At 27.1% G+C, this 15,126-nt stretch carries 16 protein-coding genes, 1 tRNA gene, 3 pseudogenes and 1 riboswitch; of the genes and pseudogenes, 16 read left to right on the plus strand and 4 right to left on the minus strand.

The annotated features are described in order from the left end of the window. The first annotated feature begins 230 nt into the window (after window positions 1-230). Window positions 231-902 carry a hypothetical protein gene (locus NG904_RS05895; RefSeq protein WP_252230451.1) on the plus strand — a complete coding sequence of 224 codons (672 nt, stop codon included), beginning with the start codon at window positions 231-233 and terminating at the stop codon, window positions 900-902. A 93-nt stretch (window positions 903-995) separates the two neighbouring features. Beyond that, the gene (locus NG904_RS05900) at window positions 996-1,172 is read left to right on the plus strand and encodes a hypothetical protein (protein WP_252230453.1); all 177 of its coding nucleotides are present in this window, start codon (window positions 996-998) and stop codon (window positions 1,170-1,172) included. 1,283 nt (window positions 1,173-2,455) lie between these two features. Here the strand turns inward: NG904_RS05900 and NG904_RS05905 are convergent. After that, window positions 2,456-2,668: a hypothetical protein gene (locus NG904_RS05905; RefSeq protein ID WP_252230455.1), complete on the minus strand. Its 213-nt coding sequence runs from the start codon at window positions 2,666-2,668 to the stop codon at window positions 2,456-2,458. A 535-nt stretch (window positions 2,669-3,203) separates the two neighbouring features. Between NG904_RS05905 and NG904_RS17610 the strand changes: the two genes are divergently transcribed. The 4 genes and pseudogenes from NG904_RS17610 (at window position 3,204) to NG904_RS05915 (ending at window position 4,361) form a co-directional block, all read left to right on the plus strand. Then, window positions 3,204-3,341 carry a hypothetical protein gene (locus tag NG904_RS17610; protein WP_502801310.1) on the plus strand — a complete coding sequence of 46 codons (138 nt, stop codon included), beginning with the start codon at window positions 3,204-3,206 and terminating at the stop codon, window positions 3,339-3,341. Window positions 3,342-3,368: 27 nt separating this feature from the next. Then, window positions 3,369-3,798 (plus strand): annotated as a pseudogene (locus tag NG904_RS17615) (hypothetical protein); the annotation flags it as partial. Window positions 3,799-3,875: 77 nt separating this feature from the next. Continuing rightward, window positions 3,876-4,115: pseudogene (locus NG904_RS17620) on the plus strand (hypothetical protein); the annotation flags it as partial. A gap of 33 nt (window positions 4,116-4,148) precedes the next feature. After that, window positions 4,149-4,361 carry a hypothetical protein gene (locus tag NG904_RS05915; protein ID WP_252230457.1) on the plus strand — a complete coding sequence of 71 codons (213 nt, stop codon included), beginning with the start codon at window positions 4,149-4,151 and terminating at the stop codon, window positions 4,359-4,361. Between the two features lie 83 nt (window positions 4,362-4,444). Here NG904_RS05915 and NG904_RS05920 read toward each other — a convergent pair. Beyond that, window positions 4,445-4,678 (minus strand): annotated as a pseudogene (locus tag NG904_RS05920) (hypothetical protein); the annotation flags it as partial. 282 nt (window positions 4,679-4,960) lie between these two features. Here NG904_RS05920 and NG904_RS05925 point away from each other — a divergent pair. Further along, entirely contained in the window at window positions 4,961-5,407 is a 447-nt protein-coding gene (locus NG904_RS05925) for a hypothetical protein (RefSeq protein ID WP_252230459.1), read from the plus strand. 271 nt (window positions 5,408-5,678) lie between these two features. Here NG904_RS05925 and NG904_RS05930 read toward each other — a convergent pair. Beyond that, a tRNA-Glu gene (locus tag NG904_RS05930) sits at window positions 5,679-5,753 on the minus strand. Between the two features lie 223 nt (window positions 5,754-5,976). Between NG904_RS05930 and NG904_RS05935 the strand changes: the two genes are divergently transcribed. Beyond that, window positions 5,977-6,141 (plus strand): hypothetical protein, encoded by a 165-nt coding sequence (locus NG904_RS05935; RefSeq protein ID WP_252213901.1) that lies wholly within the window; start codon window positions 5,977-5,979, stop codon window positions 6,139-6,141. Window positions 6,142-6,408: 267 nt separating this feature from the next. After that, window positions 6,409-7,722 (plus strand): sodium-dependent transporter, encoded by a 1,314-nt coding sequence (locus tag NG904_RS05940; RefSeq protein WP_252230461.1) that lies wholly within the window; start codon window positions 6,409-6,411, stop codon window positions 7,720-7,722. Between the two features lie 86 nt (window positions 7,723-7,808). On the opposite strand, the gene NG904_RS05945 is transcribed toward NG904_RS05940, so the two are convergent. Further along, window positions 7,809-8,381, minus strand: a complete 573-nt coding sequence (locus tag NG904_RS05945; RefSeq protein WP_252230463.1) for a hypothetical protein — start codon at window positions 8,379-8,381, stop codon at window positions 7,809-7,811. Window positions 8,382-8,507: 126 nt separating this feature from the next. Further along, window positions 8,508-8,707: riboswitch (cobalamin riboswitch) on the plus strand. A gap of 178 nt (window positions 8,708-8,885) precedes the next feature. Between NG904_RS05945 and NG904_RS05950 the strand changes: the two genes are divergently transcribed. From NG904_RS05950 to NG904_RS05980, 7 genes are all read left to right on the plus strand, one after another. After that, window positions 8,886-9,722, plus strand: a complete 837-nt coding sequence (locus NG904_RS05950) for a sirohydrochlorin cobaltochelatase (protein WP_252230465.1) — start codon at window positions 8,886-8,888, stop codon at window positions 9,720-9,722. Window positions 9,723-9,776: 54 nt separating this feature from the next. After that, complete coding sequence (locus tag NG904_RS05955; RefSeq protein ID WP_252230467.1) at window positions 9,777-11,090, plus strand: cobyrinic acid a,c-diamide synthase CobB; 1,314 nt, start codon at window positions 9,777-9,779, stop codon at window positions 11,088-11,090. Between the two features lie 221 nt (window positions 11,091-11,311). Then, window positions 11,312-11,935, plus strand: coding sequence for a precorrin-8X methylmutase (locus tag NG904_RS05960; RefSeq protein WP_252230469.1), 624 nt, complete (start codon window positions 11,312-11,314; stop codon window positions 11,933-11,935). Window positions 11,936-12,054: 119 nt separating this feature from the next. Next, window positions 12,055-13,200 carry a cobalt-precorrin-5B (C(1))-methyltransferase CbiD gene (gene cbiD, locus NG904_RS05965; RefSeq protein WP_252230471.1) on the plus strand — a complete coding sequence of 382 codons (1,146 nt, stop codon included), beginning with the start codon at window positions 12,055-12,057 and terminating at the stop codon, window positions 13,198-13,200. 7 nt (window positions 13,201-13,207) lie between these two features. After that, entirely contained in the window at window positions 13,208-13,822 is a 615-nt protein-coding gene (gene cbiE / locus NG904_RS05970; protein ID WP_252213889.1) for a precorrin-6y C5,15-methyltransferase (decarboxylating) subunit CbiE, read from the plus strand. A gap of 56 nt (window positions 13,823-13,878) precedes the next feature. Further along, entirely contained in the window at window positions 13,879-14,460 is a 582-nt protein-coding gene (cbiT, locus tag NG904_RS05975) for a precorrin-6Y C5,15-methyltransferase (decarboxylating) subunit CbiT (RefSeq protein ID WP_252230473.1), read from the plus strand. Between the two features lies 1 nt (window position 14,461). Next, the gene (locus NG904_RS05980) at window positions 14,462-15,124 is read left to right on the plus strand and encodes a cobalt-factor II C(20)-methyltransferase (protein WP_252213885.1); all 663 of its coding nucleotides are present in this window, start codon (window positions 14,462-14,464) and stop codon (window positions 15,122-15,124) included. The last annotated feature ends 2 nt before the right edge of the window (window positions 15,125-15,126 follow it).

Here is a 15,126-nt window from a genome sequence, read left to right on the forward strand (position 1 = left end):
AGAAGACTTCTTTTTAGATTATAAGGTTCATTAATGCTTTAATTTGATTTCACATAGGATATATGTTTTAGAATTAAAAAATACAAGGTTATTATAAAAAAATTATATATTTTTTATAATATTTAAAGTTGTAGTTATTACTAAAAAGTCTCTTGAAAAATTATAAGGGTGTATTTACAAAATATGATATAATTAACCAACAGAAAAATAGTAATTTGTGGAGGCAAAATATGTTTAAGTTGGGAAAATTAAAGTTTGATGTGGAGAATGCGACATTTGGTGGGAGTTTTATGGATTCTGCCATGAGTAAAAGAATGCAGAGTACTGGACTGGCAGAATTCTACTGGTCTATAGAAATAGATATGAATGCAGGAGATTTTGTAACAGAATTAGATAATGAAGAATTGGAAGACTTAGAAGATGATGAAGAAATTTATTATGAATCGGTTTCGCCTCGTTTGTATCATAACAATGGTTTTAGGCTTGATATAAAATCATGGAAAGATATAGAAGGACTTTCTTTAAAATGGGATTCTCAATATAATGCAAATGGTGAAGAAGCAGGAACATTGTATGTTTTTGAACATGAAGATGTAACTAGTGGAACAATTAAATTCTTAAAAAGAAATGGAAATAGGTTTCTAGTTCGATGGACAGGAACTGCAAATGTGTATTGGGATGATGAATATGGTGAAGATGTTCCATTTTCTTTTGAAGGAGAAGTGGAGTTTAGTGGAGTTAGTGCTTATTGTGATGATATATCAACTTTAGATGAATTAAAAATAGTCATGACAGATTTTATTAATTTAGATGAATATAAATGCATATTCAATGATACACATAAGATTAAAACAGGGATTTCTCATGTGTGGAAATTATTCCCTGAAAATATAGATAAATGATAAATAGATGATAATATTATATTGCGTGAATATGGATTTGAAATAGAAGTATTAAGGTAACACAAATTCCAAATTTGTAAAGGAGACTAACAAATGAAATTATTTAATTTGTTAAAAAAAGATACAAATAAACTCGATTTTTCGGAAATTGATTCTAATAAAAAAGCTCAAGAATTATATGAAAAAAAGATTCTTGTACCTCTTTATTTGATGCCATTACGTTTTAATGGTGAGCCAGTTTTTGAAAATACATATATGTACCACCAGTAGTAGTTACATTAAAGGACAGATATGATGATATGATTGAAGATTTGCTAGAACAGGAAAAGGTTAATGGTTATGAGTGCAAACCAAAGTATAGAGGGAATAGTTTTATTCCTTGTTCGTTAACTATCATAGCAAAGAAAAATGAACAAGAAGTCTTTACCGAAACCATAAAGATATGGTAAGTAAATTTCAATTTCATGATGAGGTATTTATTTTGTTCTAAATGTTAACATAGGTTGATTAAAGGAAGATTTTTTTCAATATCATTTTCAAATAAAAATTATCTTATATAAAGGCAAGTCTACTTCCGGTAAACAAGATGTTGTCCAGTAAATGATACAAGCTAAATTTAGATGTTAAAAATACCTCTATTATATTCTTAGTAAAGAGTATTTTTATTTAAGATATTATATATAGCTAGTACACTTCGGGAAACTTTGTTTACCTAAATAGACATGCCTATATTCTTGAATACAATAGATTTTCTTTAAGATAAAAAAATCCTAATTTTTAAAATTAGTTAATTTATAGATAGTATTATGGAAGAGGAATAAAACAACCAGGAGATAGAACATCCAAGCCACTCATACTTCATTTATAGATATTCTATCTCCCAATTGTTATATTCCTATGTAGCTAATTTATAGATGTTAGGTATAAGAGCTGTAGCTAAAGTAGTAGGAATTTTAAGAACAGCTCCTATACTATCTAAGCCTTTTTCTGTGGTCAAGGTAGGGTATGGACTAACTTAATCAAAAGTATTAAGTATATCTATAATTTTTAATTTATAGTAACTTTTCATTAATCTACTCCAACCCATGAATATAATGAGGCAGATGCCTCAAACTCTCTTTGTAGGGCATAAGTTAAAGCTAATGGACAGGCAAAATGCTAGTCCATTAGGTTTAACCTATGCCTATTATATTTTTAGATGTTCTCTTATTTTATAGATGAATTAGTAGATAAGATAGTATTTTTATTAAATATTATCTTATATTTTATTTAGCAATATTCTTTATAATTTTAAATAAATTGATTTTATACTTTTATTACTAAATTTAACGAATTTCTAGGGTGTTTATATCTTCTAAATACGCCCTCGGCTAATATATTATTTTTTATATATCTGTAGTTTGAAAAGCAAAATTATATCATAAAAAAAGTTAATAATGTCAAAGATCTAGGACTAAGGAGCAGATTGACATTATTAATTTTTTATAAACTTTTGTAGCTAGGTCAAACATACCCAAGGCTTGTCATTAGAATTATGTAGTTAATTTTTTATATTAGGATTTTCTTTTAGTTTTATATGACTTTATTAATCCAACTATTCCAGATATCATACATATAATTCCACAGATTATCTCTAATTTATGTCCTAAAGTATTTTTCCCAATTGAAGAAATAGATATAAGAAATCCAAATAATATATATAGAAAAAATATACTATAGAATTTATCGAAAGTAGCTACAAGTTTAATATGTAATTTTTTTAACAATATCTTACCCTCTTTTCATAGTAGTGTCTTTATTTAACATAAATATACTGTATTTAAATATATTTACTTATAAATTATAGTATTTATTTTGTAATATGTATAGCAAATAACATAATTGGAAATAATTTTATACATTTAAGACTTATTAATTCATTGATATCCATAAAAAAATCACCTCCTACATAGAGAATATATGTTTATAAGGTGATTATTTTATAGAGTTTATAAAATAAATATTATAGGTTATAATTGAAGTAACAACAAATTTATGATATATATGCTTCTAACTAGATATTGTTAATTAAAGATATAATTTTATATGAAAATTATATAAAAAGTATAAATGTAATAACTTAATTAGAACATATATATTAAAAGTGTTATATGCTAGGAATATTATTTTACAGTTAAAGGGGTGAAATGATGAGAGCTACTAATTATGAAGATATGATAAAAGGAAGCCCGATTCACATACGTTCACTGGGTAAGTTCGAAGAGCAAAATCATAGATTTTGATTCTTACTTAAAGAGAGCTATGGATATATTTGCAGAAGATGGATTAAAGTTCTTTGGAATAGATAAAAAAGTTAAGGACACAGGATCTACTGAGATTGTGGTACTTGATAATATAGGAAACTCGACTCACATTCGTTCCCTGAGTAAGTTTAAGTAACCAAATATAAAATTTGGACTTGCACTCATGTTTATGGATTATACTTTCTTAATGGAAGATGATACGTATATACATTTTGAGTTCCAAACAACTAATAAGGGTGTTACTGATTTAAGAAGATTTAGAACATATGAAGCATTATTAAATATGCAAACTGGAAAAGATGTTGTAACTTATGTAGTTTATTCAGGAGATATTAAAAAACCTTTAAATGGATATGAAAGTGGAATTAATTCATATAGAGTTAATGCTATTTCAATGTCTAATAAAGATGGAGATAAAATCTTTAATGATATAATAGATAAAATGAAATCAGGAGAAGAACTTAGTAAGCAAGATATTATAGCATTAACTTTTACACCGATAATGGGTGGAAAACTTAGTAAGGGTGACAAGATAGTAAATGCAATAAGAGTTGTTAAGGATATTGATAAGGATTATAGATATGATGTTGTCTGATAAAGGAAACTCGACTCATATTCATTCGCTGAGTAAGTTCCAAGAACCAAATGTAAAATTTGGACTTTCACTCATGTTTTTGCAAATAAGTTTTTAAGTGGTAAAGATTTAGAGAAAGTAAGGGAGGAGATTAAGATGACTGAATTAGGTAAGAGTTTAATTGAAGAAGGTAAGTCAGAGGGAAAACAAGAAAATTCAATAGAAATTGCAAAAAGAGCTATTAAAAAGGGTATGAGCAATGAAGTAATAAGTGAATTGACAGATTTATCTATTGAGAAAATAGATATAATAAGAAAAGCAATTAGTAATAATTAATTATGATAAAATTAATTAAAATTGGAGATTAAAGTGACTGAACTAGGAAGAAGTTTAATTGAAGAAGGAATTCAAAAAGGTATAGAAAAGGGAAGAGAAAAAGGAAAGTCAGAGGGTAAAGTAGAAAAGGCAATAGAAACTACGAAAAGAGCTATTAAAAAAGGCATGAGTAATAAACTTATAAATGAATTAACTGAGTTACCTATTGCTGAAATAGAAGAAATAAGAATGGCTATGGAACTGTAAATAGTTTTGTGTGACTTATCTATTTTCTATTAAATGTTACTGGAAATTTTCCAGTGATATTTTTTTATACTGTAAAACTAGAGTTACTTAATATTATTTGTTATATATTCATGATAATAATCTATGGCCATATTAACAATTGTACTTACACAAACATTTATATCTGTGTGTATACTTTTTAGTTCATTTATTTTTCTTACTGTAGATTTACGAAGAGTATAACTTCTTTTTATATTAGCAGCTTCTCCATCAATTGGAGGGGCAGCTCCATTAGTTATAGGAGTTTTTCTATTATCAAATAAGGTAGTATTTGATGAAGTAGAAGTATTATTATTTAATAAAATTATTGTTTATTTTCTATTTAACAATTGAAAATAAAATTGTTAAATAAATAGGTTATATAATTAGTAATTTAAAGTAAAAATCATTAAAGGTAGTATGTCAATCTTAGAGGTTTATTTACATGCATATTATTAAATCAAAGTATAATTACAGTTCTTAAAAGATATGATAAAATAAATAATAGAATAGAGAATTTCATGCATTTAAGATATTAAAAGCTCTTGATTGCCTTAAGTTTGAAAGAGGTGAAATTATTAATGAATGATACTCAAAAAAATGATTTGTTTTATGTATGCTGTCTTATAGAATTTATAAGTAGAAAAAGCAAAAATAGAAGATCAACAATTGTTGAAATATTAGGTAGGAAAGAATTAGCTAGGCAATTAGATATTGCTCAGGTTAATCATTGTCTATCATTTGAGCAAGTTTCAGATGAAATAATAGAGTATTTTAATATACAACAAGGTAGCTTTGATACAGTTGGATTATGTAAATACAATGTTCCAAGTGTTAAATCTATAGGAAAAGTATATCAAAGATTAATATTAAGCATAATTTCAGAAAAAGCTAATTTAGCAGATGTTTTATTTGAAGTATTTAATTCATTTATAAGTGATGAAATTTCAGACTTTAATTCATCAGTTTATTATAGTAATCCAGATTATTTAAAATGGTCATATTTAGAAGGAAGATTATTAGAGTAAAAAAACAAAACCCTAAAGGTAAAAAATACCTTTAGGGTTAATTTACATACTCATACTAATATATATATAAATTTTTCTTAAAGCACTAGTCTTTCTATTAAAAGAAGTAGAGTAGCACACATCTTTTAATAGAAAAAATAAATTGATAATATATAATGAAAAACTATGGTGTAAAAATGGTGTAAAATATAAAAAACTAGGTCGGGAAAAGTGTGGGAAAATAAGAAAAACACCAGTGATTTAGAACTCTAAACACTGATGTTTACTACAATGGTGACCCATACGGGAATCGAACCCATGATTCCACCGTGAGAGGGTAGCGTCTTAACCGCTTGACCAATGGGCCTCACAACAAGTTTGATTATACGCCTTTATTTTTTTTATGTCAATATTTCCTGTAAATAAATTTATTTTACAAAAATTATAAAATTAAAATCTAAAATTAACTTAAATAGGAACTAGTATGTTAAATTGTAAAAGTAATTAATTAACATATCTATAATAAATAAAATTATGTTGGACATACTAAATTTAGACTAATTATAAATTGAATGTTAGGAGGGATTTTAATGCCTAAAGATAGTCAACCAGATAATAAAACAGCAAGAATGGAAAAATGTAATTATCAAACTCCAATAACAGAAGAAGGTCATAATCATAATCCTAATGCAAAACATAAATCTGTAAAAAGAGAAGGTTTTTCAAGTCAGCATTATAACAGAGCTGGAAATTAATTTTATTAAATTATAGAAGAAAATGGTGTTAATATTAACAAATAAGAATTAATATTAACACTATTTTTTTACTTTTACGCATAAATTAGTCGAATACTGTTTTAAAAATAATGCTTTAAATATGATAAAGTGTTAAAATATTTAACGGTATAATGAAAAAAATATAAAAAAATCACATATTTTGTTTACATAATGATATTTTTTCCATATAATAGTTAATGTATGTTAATTTAAATGTTGAAATTTAATAATTTGAGGAGGAATATAGTGAGTAAAAGAGAGGGCTTTTCAAGTAGATTAGGATTTATACTATCTTGTATTGGAGCAGCAATAGGTTTAGGAAATGTATGGATGTTTCCTTATAAGCTGGGTGAAAATGGTGGGGCAGCATTTTTAATCCCATATTTTCTTTTTGTTATTATTTTAGGAGTAGTTGGATTAATGGGAGAGTTTGCATTTGGAAGAATGTACAAACAAGGATCATTAGGAGGAATAAGACAAGCTTTTAAAGATAAAAATATAAAAGGTGGAAAGATAGTATCTGTAATTCCTACTCTTGGATTAACAGGTATATTTATGTTTTATACAGTAGTAATTGGATGGGTTTTAAAGTACTTTTTTATAAGTTTAACTGGAGAAATATCATCAATAAATACTGAAACATATTTTGCGAACTTTGCTAACAGTCCCAATGTTGTCATATGGCATGCATTAGCTGTTTTAATAACACTGATAATAGTAAGTTTTGGTGTTACAAAGGGGATTGAAAAGATTAATAAAATAATTATTCCGTTATTATTTATTATTTTTATAGTTTTAATAATCAAGTCTTTAAGTTTGCCTAATTCAGTTGCAGGAGTTCAGTATCTATTAAAACCTGATTGGGCATATTTATTAAAACCAAGTACATGGGTTATGGCTATGGGACAAGCATTTTTCACAGTATCTATAACTGGATGTTGTATGGTAGCATGCGGAAGTTATGCTGATGATAAATTTGATATACCGAACTGTGCTATAAATACAGCAGCATTTGATACTTTATCGGCATTATTAGCAGCATTTATGATTATGCCAGCAGTTTTTGCATTAGGACTAAACCCTACAGCAGGACCTGCATTAATGTTTGTTACAGTACCAAGTATATTTCAAACAATGCCGTTAGGCAGTTTATTAAGTGCATTATTCTTTTTAAGTATAATATTTGCGTCAATTTCTTCATCAATAGCAATGCTTGAAGGACCAGTAGAGGCTGCTTTAAGTGTAACTAAGTGGAGTAGAAAAAAAGCAACAATAATTATAGCTAGTGTAGCATTTATTTTTGCAATTCCACTAGGCCTTAATGGAGAATTATTTAATAATTTTACAAACTTCATAACAATAATATTATCACCAATAGGAGCAGTAATAACGGCATTTATTTTCTATTATATAGTTGATAATAAAAAAGCATTAGATGAAGTAAATAAAGGTGCAAAATATAAATTGGGAATTGGATTTATTAAATTTGGTAAATACATATTTGTTCCAGCAACAATAATTATAATAATTCTTGGTGTTATATATGGTGGAATTGGTTAAATAACATTTTATCTATATAATATAAAAAAATATAAAATAAAAAAAGTTACCTTGATAATATATATGTTATTTAAAGGTAACTTTTTTTATTCATTATTTTTTAATGCAGCTATTTCTTTTCTTAACTCTTCAATGCTATTTTTTAGATTCTTAATTTCAGATTCGTATTTATTTGATGATTTATTACTCTGATTATTAGAGGTATTAGTTGAAGAAGATTCATAGGAATCACCAGTTTGATTAGTATCAGTATGAGTAGGTGGATTTGGACAGAAAGGATTGGATACATTTTTATATTTTATATTATAGTACCTACCAGGTCCTCCTTGGAAATATTGTTGTTGAGAATTAAAAGTTAGTATAACCTGTCCTAATAATTCAAACCAATTTCCAATTGCATTTTGTAAGTTAAAGGGCAAGTTGCCAGCCATAACCAAACCTAGTATTTGAGCTATCAATGTAAAAAGTTGTGGAGCTAAATCTTGAAATCCACCAGGAATATCATTACAATTTGTGCTTGTACTATTGGATTCTGTATTTGAATTACACTGTTCATTCTTACAATTCCAATCACAATTTGAGGTGTTTCCACTATTTTGAATATAGTTAATAAAATCATTAAAGCTAAAATTGTTAAAATCAAAATTATTAAAATCCATTTTACCTCTCCTATGTAATTATACCTATAATATAGTATTCAATTAATACATTTAGTGAACATTAAAAGTTTTGGATATAATTTTTAGTTGAATAAAAGTAAGTAGTACCTTATAATTTATCCATAATAAAATATTTGTTTTTTAGGTTCTATAGGCATTTAAATTGCTTAAGATTAATAGGGAAAGTGGTTAAAATCCACTACAGCCCCCGCTACTGTAAAGGGTGACTAAGTTCTTTTAGTATCCACTGGAATTTTATCTGGGAAGGAAAAGAATTTTTAGGATGACCCCTGAGTCAGGAGACCTGCCTAAAATTCATGCTATCTTTCGGAGGGAGGGACAATAGCAAGTTAAAAGAAAATAAGAAATTATTTTTTTAGTTTGTTATGTGTTTAAGTAAGTCCTTACTAATGTATATTATTTTAGTAGGGATATTTTTTATTTTGAGAAAATAATTGTGTTTTATTATAAGAAAAAATAAATTAGTAGAGTGGAGAAAGAAATATGAAAAAAGCAATTTTAGTAGTTAGTTTTGGGACGAGTCATTTAGATGCATTAGAAAATTCTATTGAAAGAATAGAAAATAAAATAAAATATGAATTTAAAGATTATGAAATATTTAGAGCTTTTACAGCACATAAAATAATAAAAAAATTAAAAAATGTTAATAACATAGATATAGCTACACCTGAAGAGGCATTAGAAGATTTATATAAAAAAGGATTTAAAGAAGTAATAATTCAACCATTACATATAATTCCCGGTGAGGAATTTGATTATATAAAAGGTGTTGCTAAGATGTATAAAGATAAATTTTCTTCTCTTAAACTTGGTAGACCAATATTTTATTATCAAGGCATAGAGGATGCACCACAGGATTATACATTGTTTATAAATAGCATAGAAACTTTGTTAAAGAAAAATGAATGTACTATATTATTTGGTCACGGAACTCCACATTGCTGTAATTCTGTATATGGTTGTCTTCAAAGTGTTTTAGTTGACGAAGGATATGATAATGTTTTTGTTGGAACTGTAGAGGGGTATCCTACTTTTGAAACAGTATTAAAGAGAGTAAAAAGAAAAAATATTAATAATGTTACTTTAGTTCCATTAATGGTGGTTGCAGGGGATCATGTTAAAAATGATATGGCATCAGAAGAAGAAGATTCTTGGAAAAGTATGTTCTTAAATGAAGGTATAAATGTTGAAGCATATGTTCATGGATTAGGTGAAATAGATGAATTTACAAATCTTTATATTTCAAGAATTTATGATCTTATAGAAGACAGATATTTAAATGTAGGAAGTACGAAAAAATTACACTGCGATTTAGTGTAGTTTGGATATATTCATTTTATTTATCATAATTAAATCAAGAAAGGAGTGAATAATATGAAATCTATAATTATTTCGTCTAATTGTAGTGGTGGAGGAAAAACAACATTTACTTTAGGTCTTATGAAAGCATTTAAAGATAGAAGTTTAAGTGTACAAGGTTATAAGGTAGGCCCTGATTACATAGATACAGCTTTTCATAAAGAAGCTACAGGAGTAGAATCTAGAAATCTTGATACATTTTTAATGGGAAAAGATGGAGTTAGAAGAAGTTACTTTAAAGGAAATGGTGACATTGGAATAATTGAAGGTGTAATGGGATTATACGATGGTGTAGGAGTAACAACAAAATTTTCAACTTATGATATCTCTAATACATTAGGAAATATGCCTATAATTTTAGTACTTTCACCTAAAGGACAGAGTTCAACACTATGTGCAGAAATAAACGGTCTTAAGAACTATAGAAATGCTAATATTATTGGTGTTGTATTAAATTGTGTAAGTGAAAAATATTATAAACTTTTAAAATATGCTATAGAAGAAAATTGCAGTACAAAAGTATTTGGATATATTCCTAAAAATGAAGAATTAAAAATTTCTAGCAGGCATTTAGGTCTAGTGCAAAGCATGGAAATAGATAATTTACAAGATAAGTTATCATTATGTAGTAAACTAATAAATGAACATGTTGATTTAGATGGGATTTTAGAGAGTATGTTAGAAATTAATTGTGATAGCAATAATAAAATAGAGATTAGTATAGAGAATAAGAATTTAAATATTGGAGTGGCTTTAGATAAGGCATTTAGTTTTTATTATAAGGATAATATAGAACTTTTAAAATCTATAGGAAATGTTATTTATTTTAGTCCTATGAATGATGAGAAATTACCAGATAACTTAGATTTTTTATACATAGGAGGAGGATATCCAGAAGTTTTTAAAGAAGAATTAGAAAATAATATATCTATGAGAAAAAGCATAAAAAATGCATTAAATTCTGGACTAAAATGTTATGCAGAATGTGGTGGTCTTATGTATTTAACAAAAGAAATTGATGGATATAATATGGTTGGATTCTTTAATGGAAAAAGTGAAATGACTAAAGGTCTTAAAAGATTTGGATATTGTACAGTAAATATAGATGAAAAATATTTTGGGCAAAAAGTTAAAATAAATGCTCATGAATTTCATAAGTCAGATGTTAATTTAAATGAAAATAAAATATATAATGTTGAAAAAACACAATATGATGGAGAAAAGATAACTTGGCAGTGTGGATATTTAAAAAATAATACATTAGCAGGATATGCACACATTAATTTCTTGGGAAATATTAAATTAATAGAAAGTTTAATAAATAGATAAATAAATTTAATGAAGTGTTAATATATACATAAGTAAAGTGGACTGAGTAATTGAACTTAGGAATACTAAAATAACTATAGTCCCATTTTAGCTTGTTCTCAATATAAAATTGAGACAAGCAGTANNTCCAATTACAATGCCACTTTACCTAGTGTATATATTAACTTAAATTTAAATAAACTATAAATTAAATCAATTTTATAAGAAGAGAAGGAGAGCGTATGGATTATTTGAAGAATCCTATGGGGATTGAAGAAAAGAGTTTTGAGATAATAGGTGAGGAGTTAGGTAAGCATTCTTTTATAGATGAAGAACTTTTAATAGTTAAAAGAGTTATACATACAACTGCTGATTTTGAATATAAAGATTTAGTTGAAATAAGTGATGATGCTATAAGTGTAGGAAAAGAGGTGTTATCTAAAGGGGCTACGATATATACAGATACTAATATGGCTTTAAATGGAATAAACAAGATGGCGTTAGCTAAAACAAATAGTAAGGTAATTTGTTATGTAAATGAACCAGATGTTCATAAGGAAGCAAAGGAAAAAGGAATTACTAGAAGTATGGCTGCTGTTGAAAAAGCTTGCAGTGATAATGTAGATATATTTGTATTTGGAAATGCACCTACTGCATTATTTAAACTAAAAGAACTTATAAAAGAAAAGAAAGCAAATCCAAAGCTTGTAATAGCAGTTCCAGTAGGCTTTGTTGGAGCAGCTGAAAGTAAGGAAAATTTAGATGAACTAGGAATTCCTTATATAAGAGTAAAGGGAAGAAAAGGTGGAAGTACAGTTGGAGCTGCAATTGTAAATGCACTTTTGTATATGATTGTTAAAAGATAGGGTAGGTCATATTTATACTCCATTAGCATTGGCTTTTGGAATTAGCTTTTTTGACTTGTTATGAGAAAATATAAATGAGTAAGTGCATTTCATGTACCGAAATTAGGAGGTAAGTTTCTATGTTTGAAATGTATATTGAAAGTGGAATGAATAAGTTGAGATGTGGGTACACAACAGGATCATGTGCTACAGGAGCTTCTAAAGCAGCAACAATGTTACTTTTTGATTTATTAAATGATGAAGAAGAGTTAAATGAAATAGAAATAGACACTCCCAAGGGTATAAAAGTTGAAATGCCTATTGATGATGTAGTTATAGGTGAAAACTTTGTACAGTGCACTATATTAAAATTTAGTGGTGATGATAAAGACATCACAATGGGACTCGAGATACAAGCAAGAGTAGAAAAAATAAGTAAAGAAGAAGCAGAAGAATTATCTAAAAAGTTAATAAGTAATGAAAGTAAGACTATTTTCTTAGATGGTGGAATTGGTGTTGGAAGAGTTACAAAAGATGGACTATTTGTAGCAAAGGGTGAACCAGCTATAAATCCAGTTCCAAGAGAAATGATTATAAAAGAGGTCGGGAGCATTTTACCAAAAAATCAATATGTAAAAGTGATAATTTCTGTTCCGCAAGGCATTGAGATAGGTAAAAAAACTTTTAATCCAAGGCTTGGAATAGAAGGGGGAATATCTATATTAGGTACATCTGGAATAGTATACCCTATGTCGGAAGATGCATTAAAAGCTTCTATAAAATTAGAAATAAATCAAAAGTCTTTAAAATTTAAAAATCTGATACTTACTTTTGGAAATTTAGGTGAGAATTATTGTAAGAGATTAGGTTATAAAGAAGAAGAAATTATTATATGCTCAAATTTCATAGGATTTGCATTAGAATGTTGTGTTTCTTGTAATGTTAAAAATATAGTTATAGTTGGTCATATAGGAAAGATGAGCAAGATAGCTTATGGATGTTTTAATACCCATAGTAGAGTATGTGGAGTAAGGCTTGAAGTATTAGCTTTAGAATTAGCACTTTTAGGATACGACATTTCTTTAGTAAATAAAGTTTTAAATGAAAAAACTTGTGAAGGTGCTGTGAAATTATTAGGTGAAGGCTATGAAAAATTATATGAAAATATAGGTGAAAAAATATTAAAGAGTATGAAAAATTATGTTTATGATGAATTAAATATAGATGCAATCATGTATTATGGAGCATCAAATCCAATCTTACTTTGGAGTTCATGTTTGGAGTGATAAAGAGATGTTATTTGTAGTTGGAATTGGTCCAGGACATAAAGATTATATTGTAGGAAAAGCAACAAATGTATTAAAAAGTTCAGATGTAATTATAGGGTTTAAAAGAGCAGTAGATTCTCTTGATTTTATTGATACTAAAAAAATTTATTTAAAGGGTTTAAAAGATTTAGAAAGAATATTAGAAGAAAATAAAAATTTTAATATTTCATTAGTAGCTTCAGGTGATCCAATGTTTTATGGAATAGTAAACTATTTAAAAAACAATATCACTAATAATTTTGAAGTAATACCAGGAATAAGTTCTTTTCAGTACTTATCTTCAAAGGTTAAATTACCTTGGAATAATGCGCATTTAGGGAGTTTACATGGAAGAAATGAAGAGTTTTTAAATACTGTAAAAGAAAATAATATGACCGTATGGCTCACTGATAAAGAAAACAATCCAAGTAAATTATGTGAAATTTTATATTCTAAATCTATTGATTGTAATGTAATTATAGGTCAAAATCTTTCTTATGAGGACGAAATTATAAATATAGGAAAACCTGAAGAGTTTATAAATAAACAATTTAGTGAACTGAGTATTTTAATAATTAGCCATGTTTTAACAAAGTGTTGATATATGTATAAGCAAAGGCGGACGAAGTAATTAATAGAGAGTAAAGGTGTTATATTATGATATTTATAAAAGATGATGAATTTATTAGAGGCAAATGTCCAATGACAAAGGAGGAAATCAGAGTTCTTTCAATAAGTAAGATGGATTTAAAAGAAGACTCATTTGTATTAGATATAGGAAGTGGAACTGGAAGTATTACAGTTCAAGCATCTAAGATTGCAAAATACGGAAAAGTTTTAGCTATAGAAAAAGAAGAGGAAGCTTATAATATTACAAAAAGTAATGTTGAAAAATTTCAATGTAAAAACGTTATGGTTTTAAATAAAAAAGGAACTAATGCATTATATACATTAGTTGATGAAGAACTAGAGTTTGATTCTATATTTATAGGTGGAAGTTCAGGAGAGTTAGAGGAAATAATAAGAATTTGTAATGAACTTTTAAGTAGTGATGGAACAATTGTTATGAATTTTATCACTTTAGATAATGCTTATAAAGCTATAGAAAAGATGAAATCATTAAATTATAAAGTAGAAGTTTCTATGGTTAATGTAAGTAAAAATAAAGGAGATACATTAATGATGATATCTCTTAACCCAATATATATAATTAAATGTAGAAGAGGAGAAGAAGAATAAAATGGCAGTATTATATGGAATAGGTGTAGGACCAGGGGATAAGGAACTTATAACAGTAAAGGGAGCAAAAACTATAAATATGTGTGATGTTATAGTTGCACCAACAGCTACAGAAGGTGGAGAAAGTATCGCATTTGAAACTGCAAGAGAATATGTTAGAGAAGATGCTGAAGTTGCAATTATGCATTTTCCTATGGGGGGAAAAGATAGATTAAAAAAATCAAGAGAAGCTTATGACTTTATTGAAAAGAAATTAGCAGAAGGTAAAAATGTTGCATTCTTAACCATTGGAGATCCATATGTATATAGTACTTATATTCATATGTTAAGTCATGTAAAAGAACATGGATTTGAAGTAAAGACACTACCAGGAATAACTTCATTTTGTGCAGCAGCAAGTTTAATAGATAGAACATTAGTAATTGGAGATGAAAAATTAGTTATATTACCTGCAAGCAAGATAAAAGAAATAACAGATGAAAAATACATAGTAATTATGAAGATGTACAAGCACGAAGAAGAGGTTCTAGATGTATTAGAAGAAAAGGGATTTGACTATACTTATATTAGTAGAGTTGGAAGAGAAGGAGAAACTATATTAAAAGACAGAGAAGAAATATTAAAGCTTTGTGATTATATGTCATTAGTTATAGCAAGCAGATAATA

Source organism: Clostridium sp. ZBS15, from assembly GCF_023845705.1.
GTDB lineage: Bacteria > Bacillota > Clostridia > Clostridiales > Clostridiaceae > Clostridium > Clostridium aquiflavi.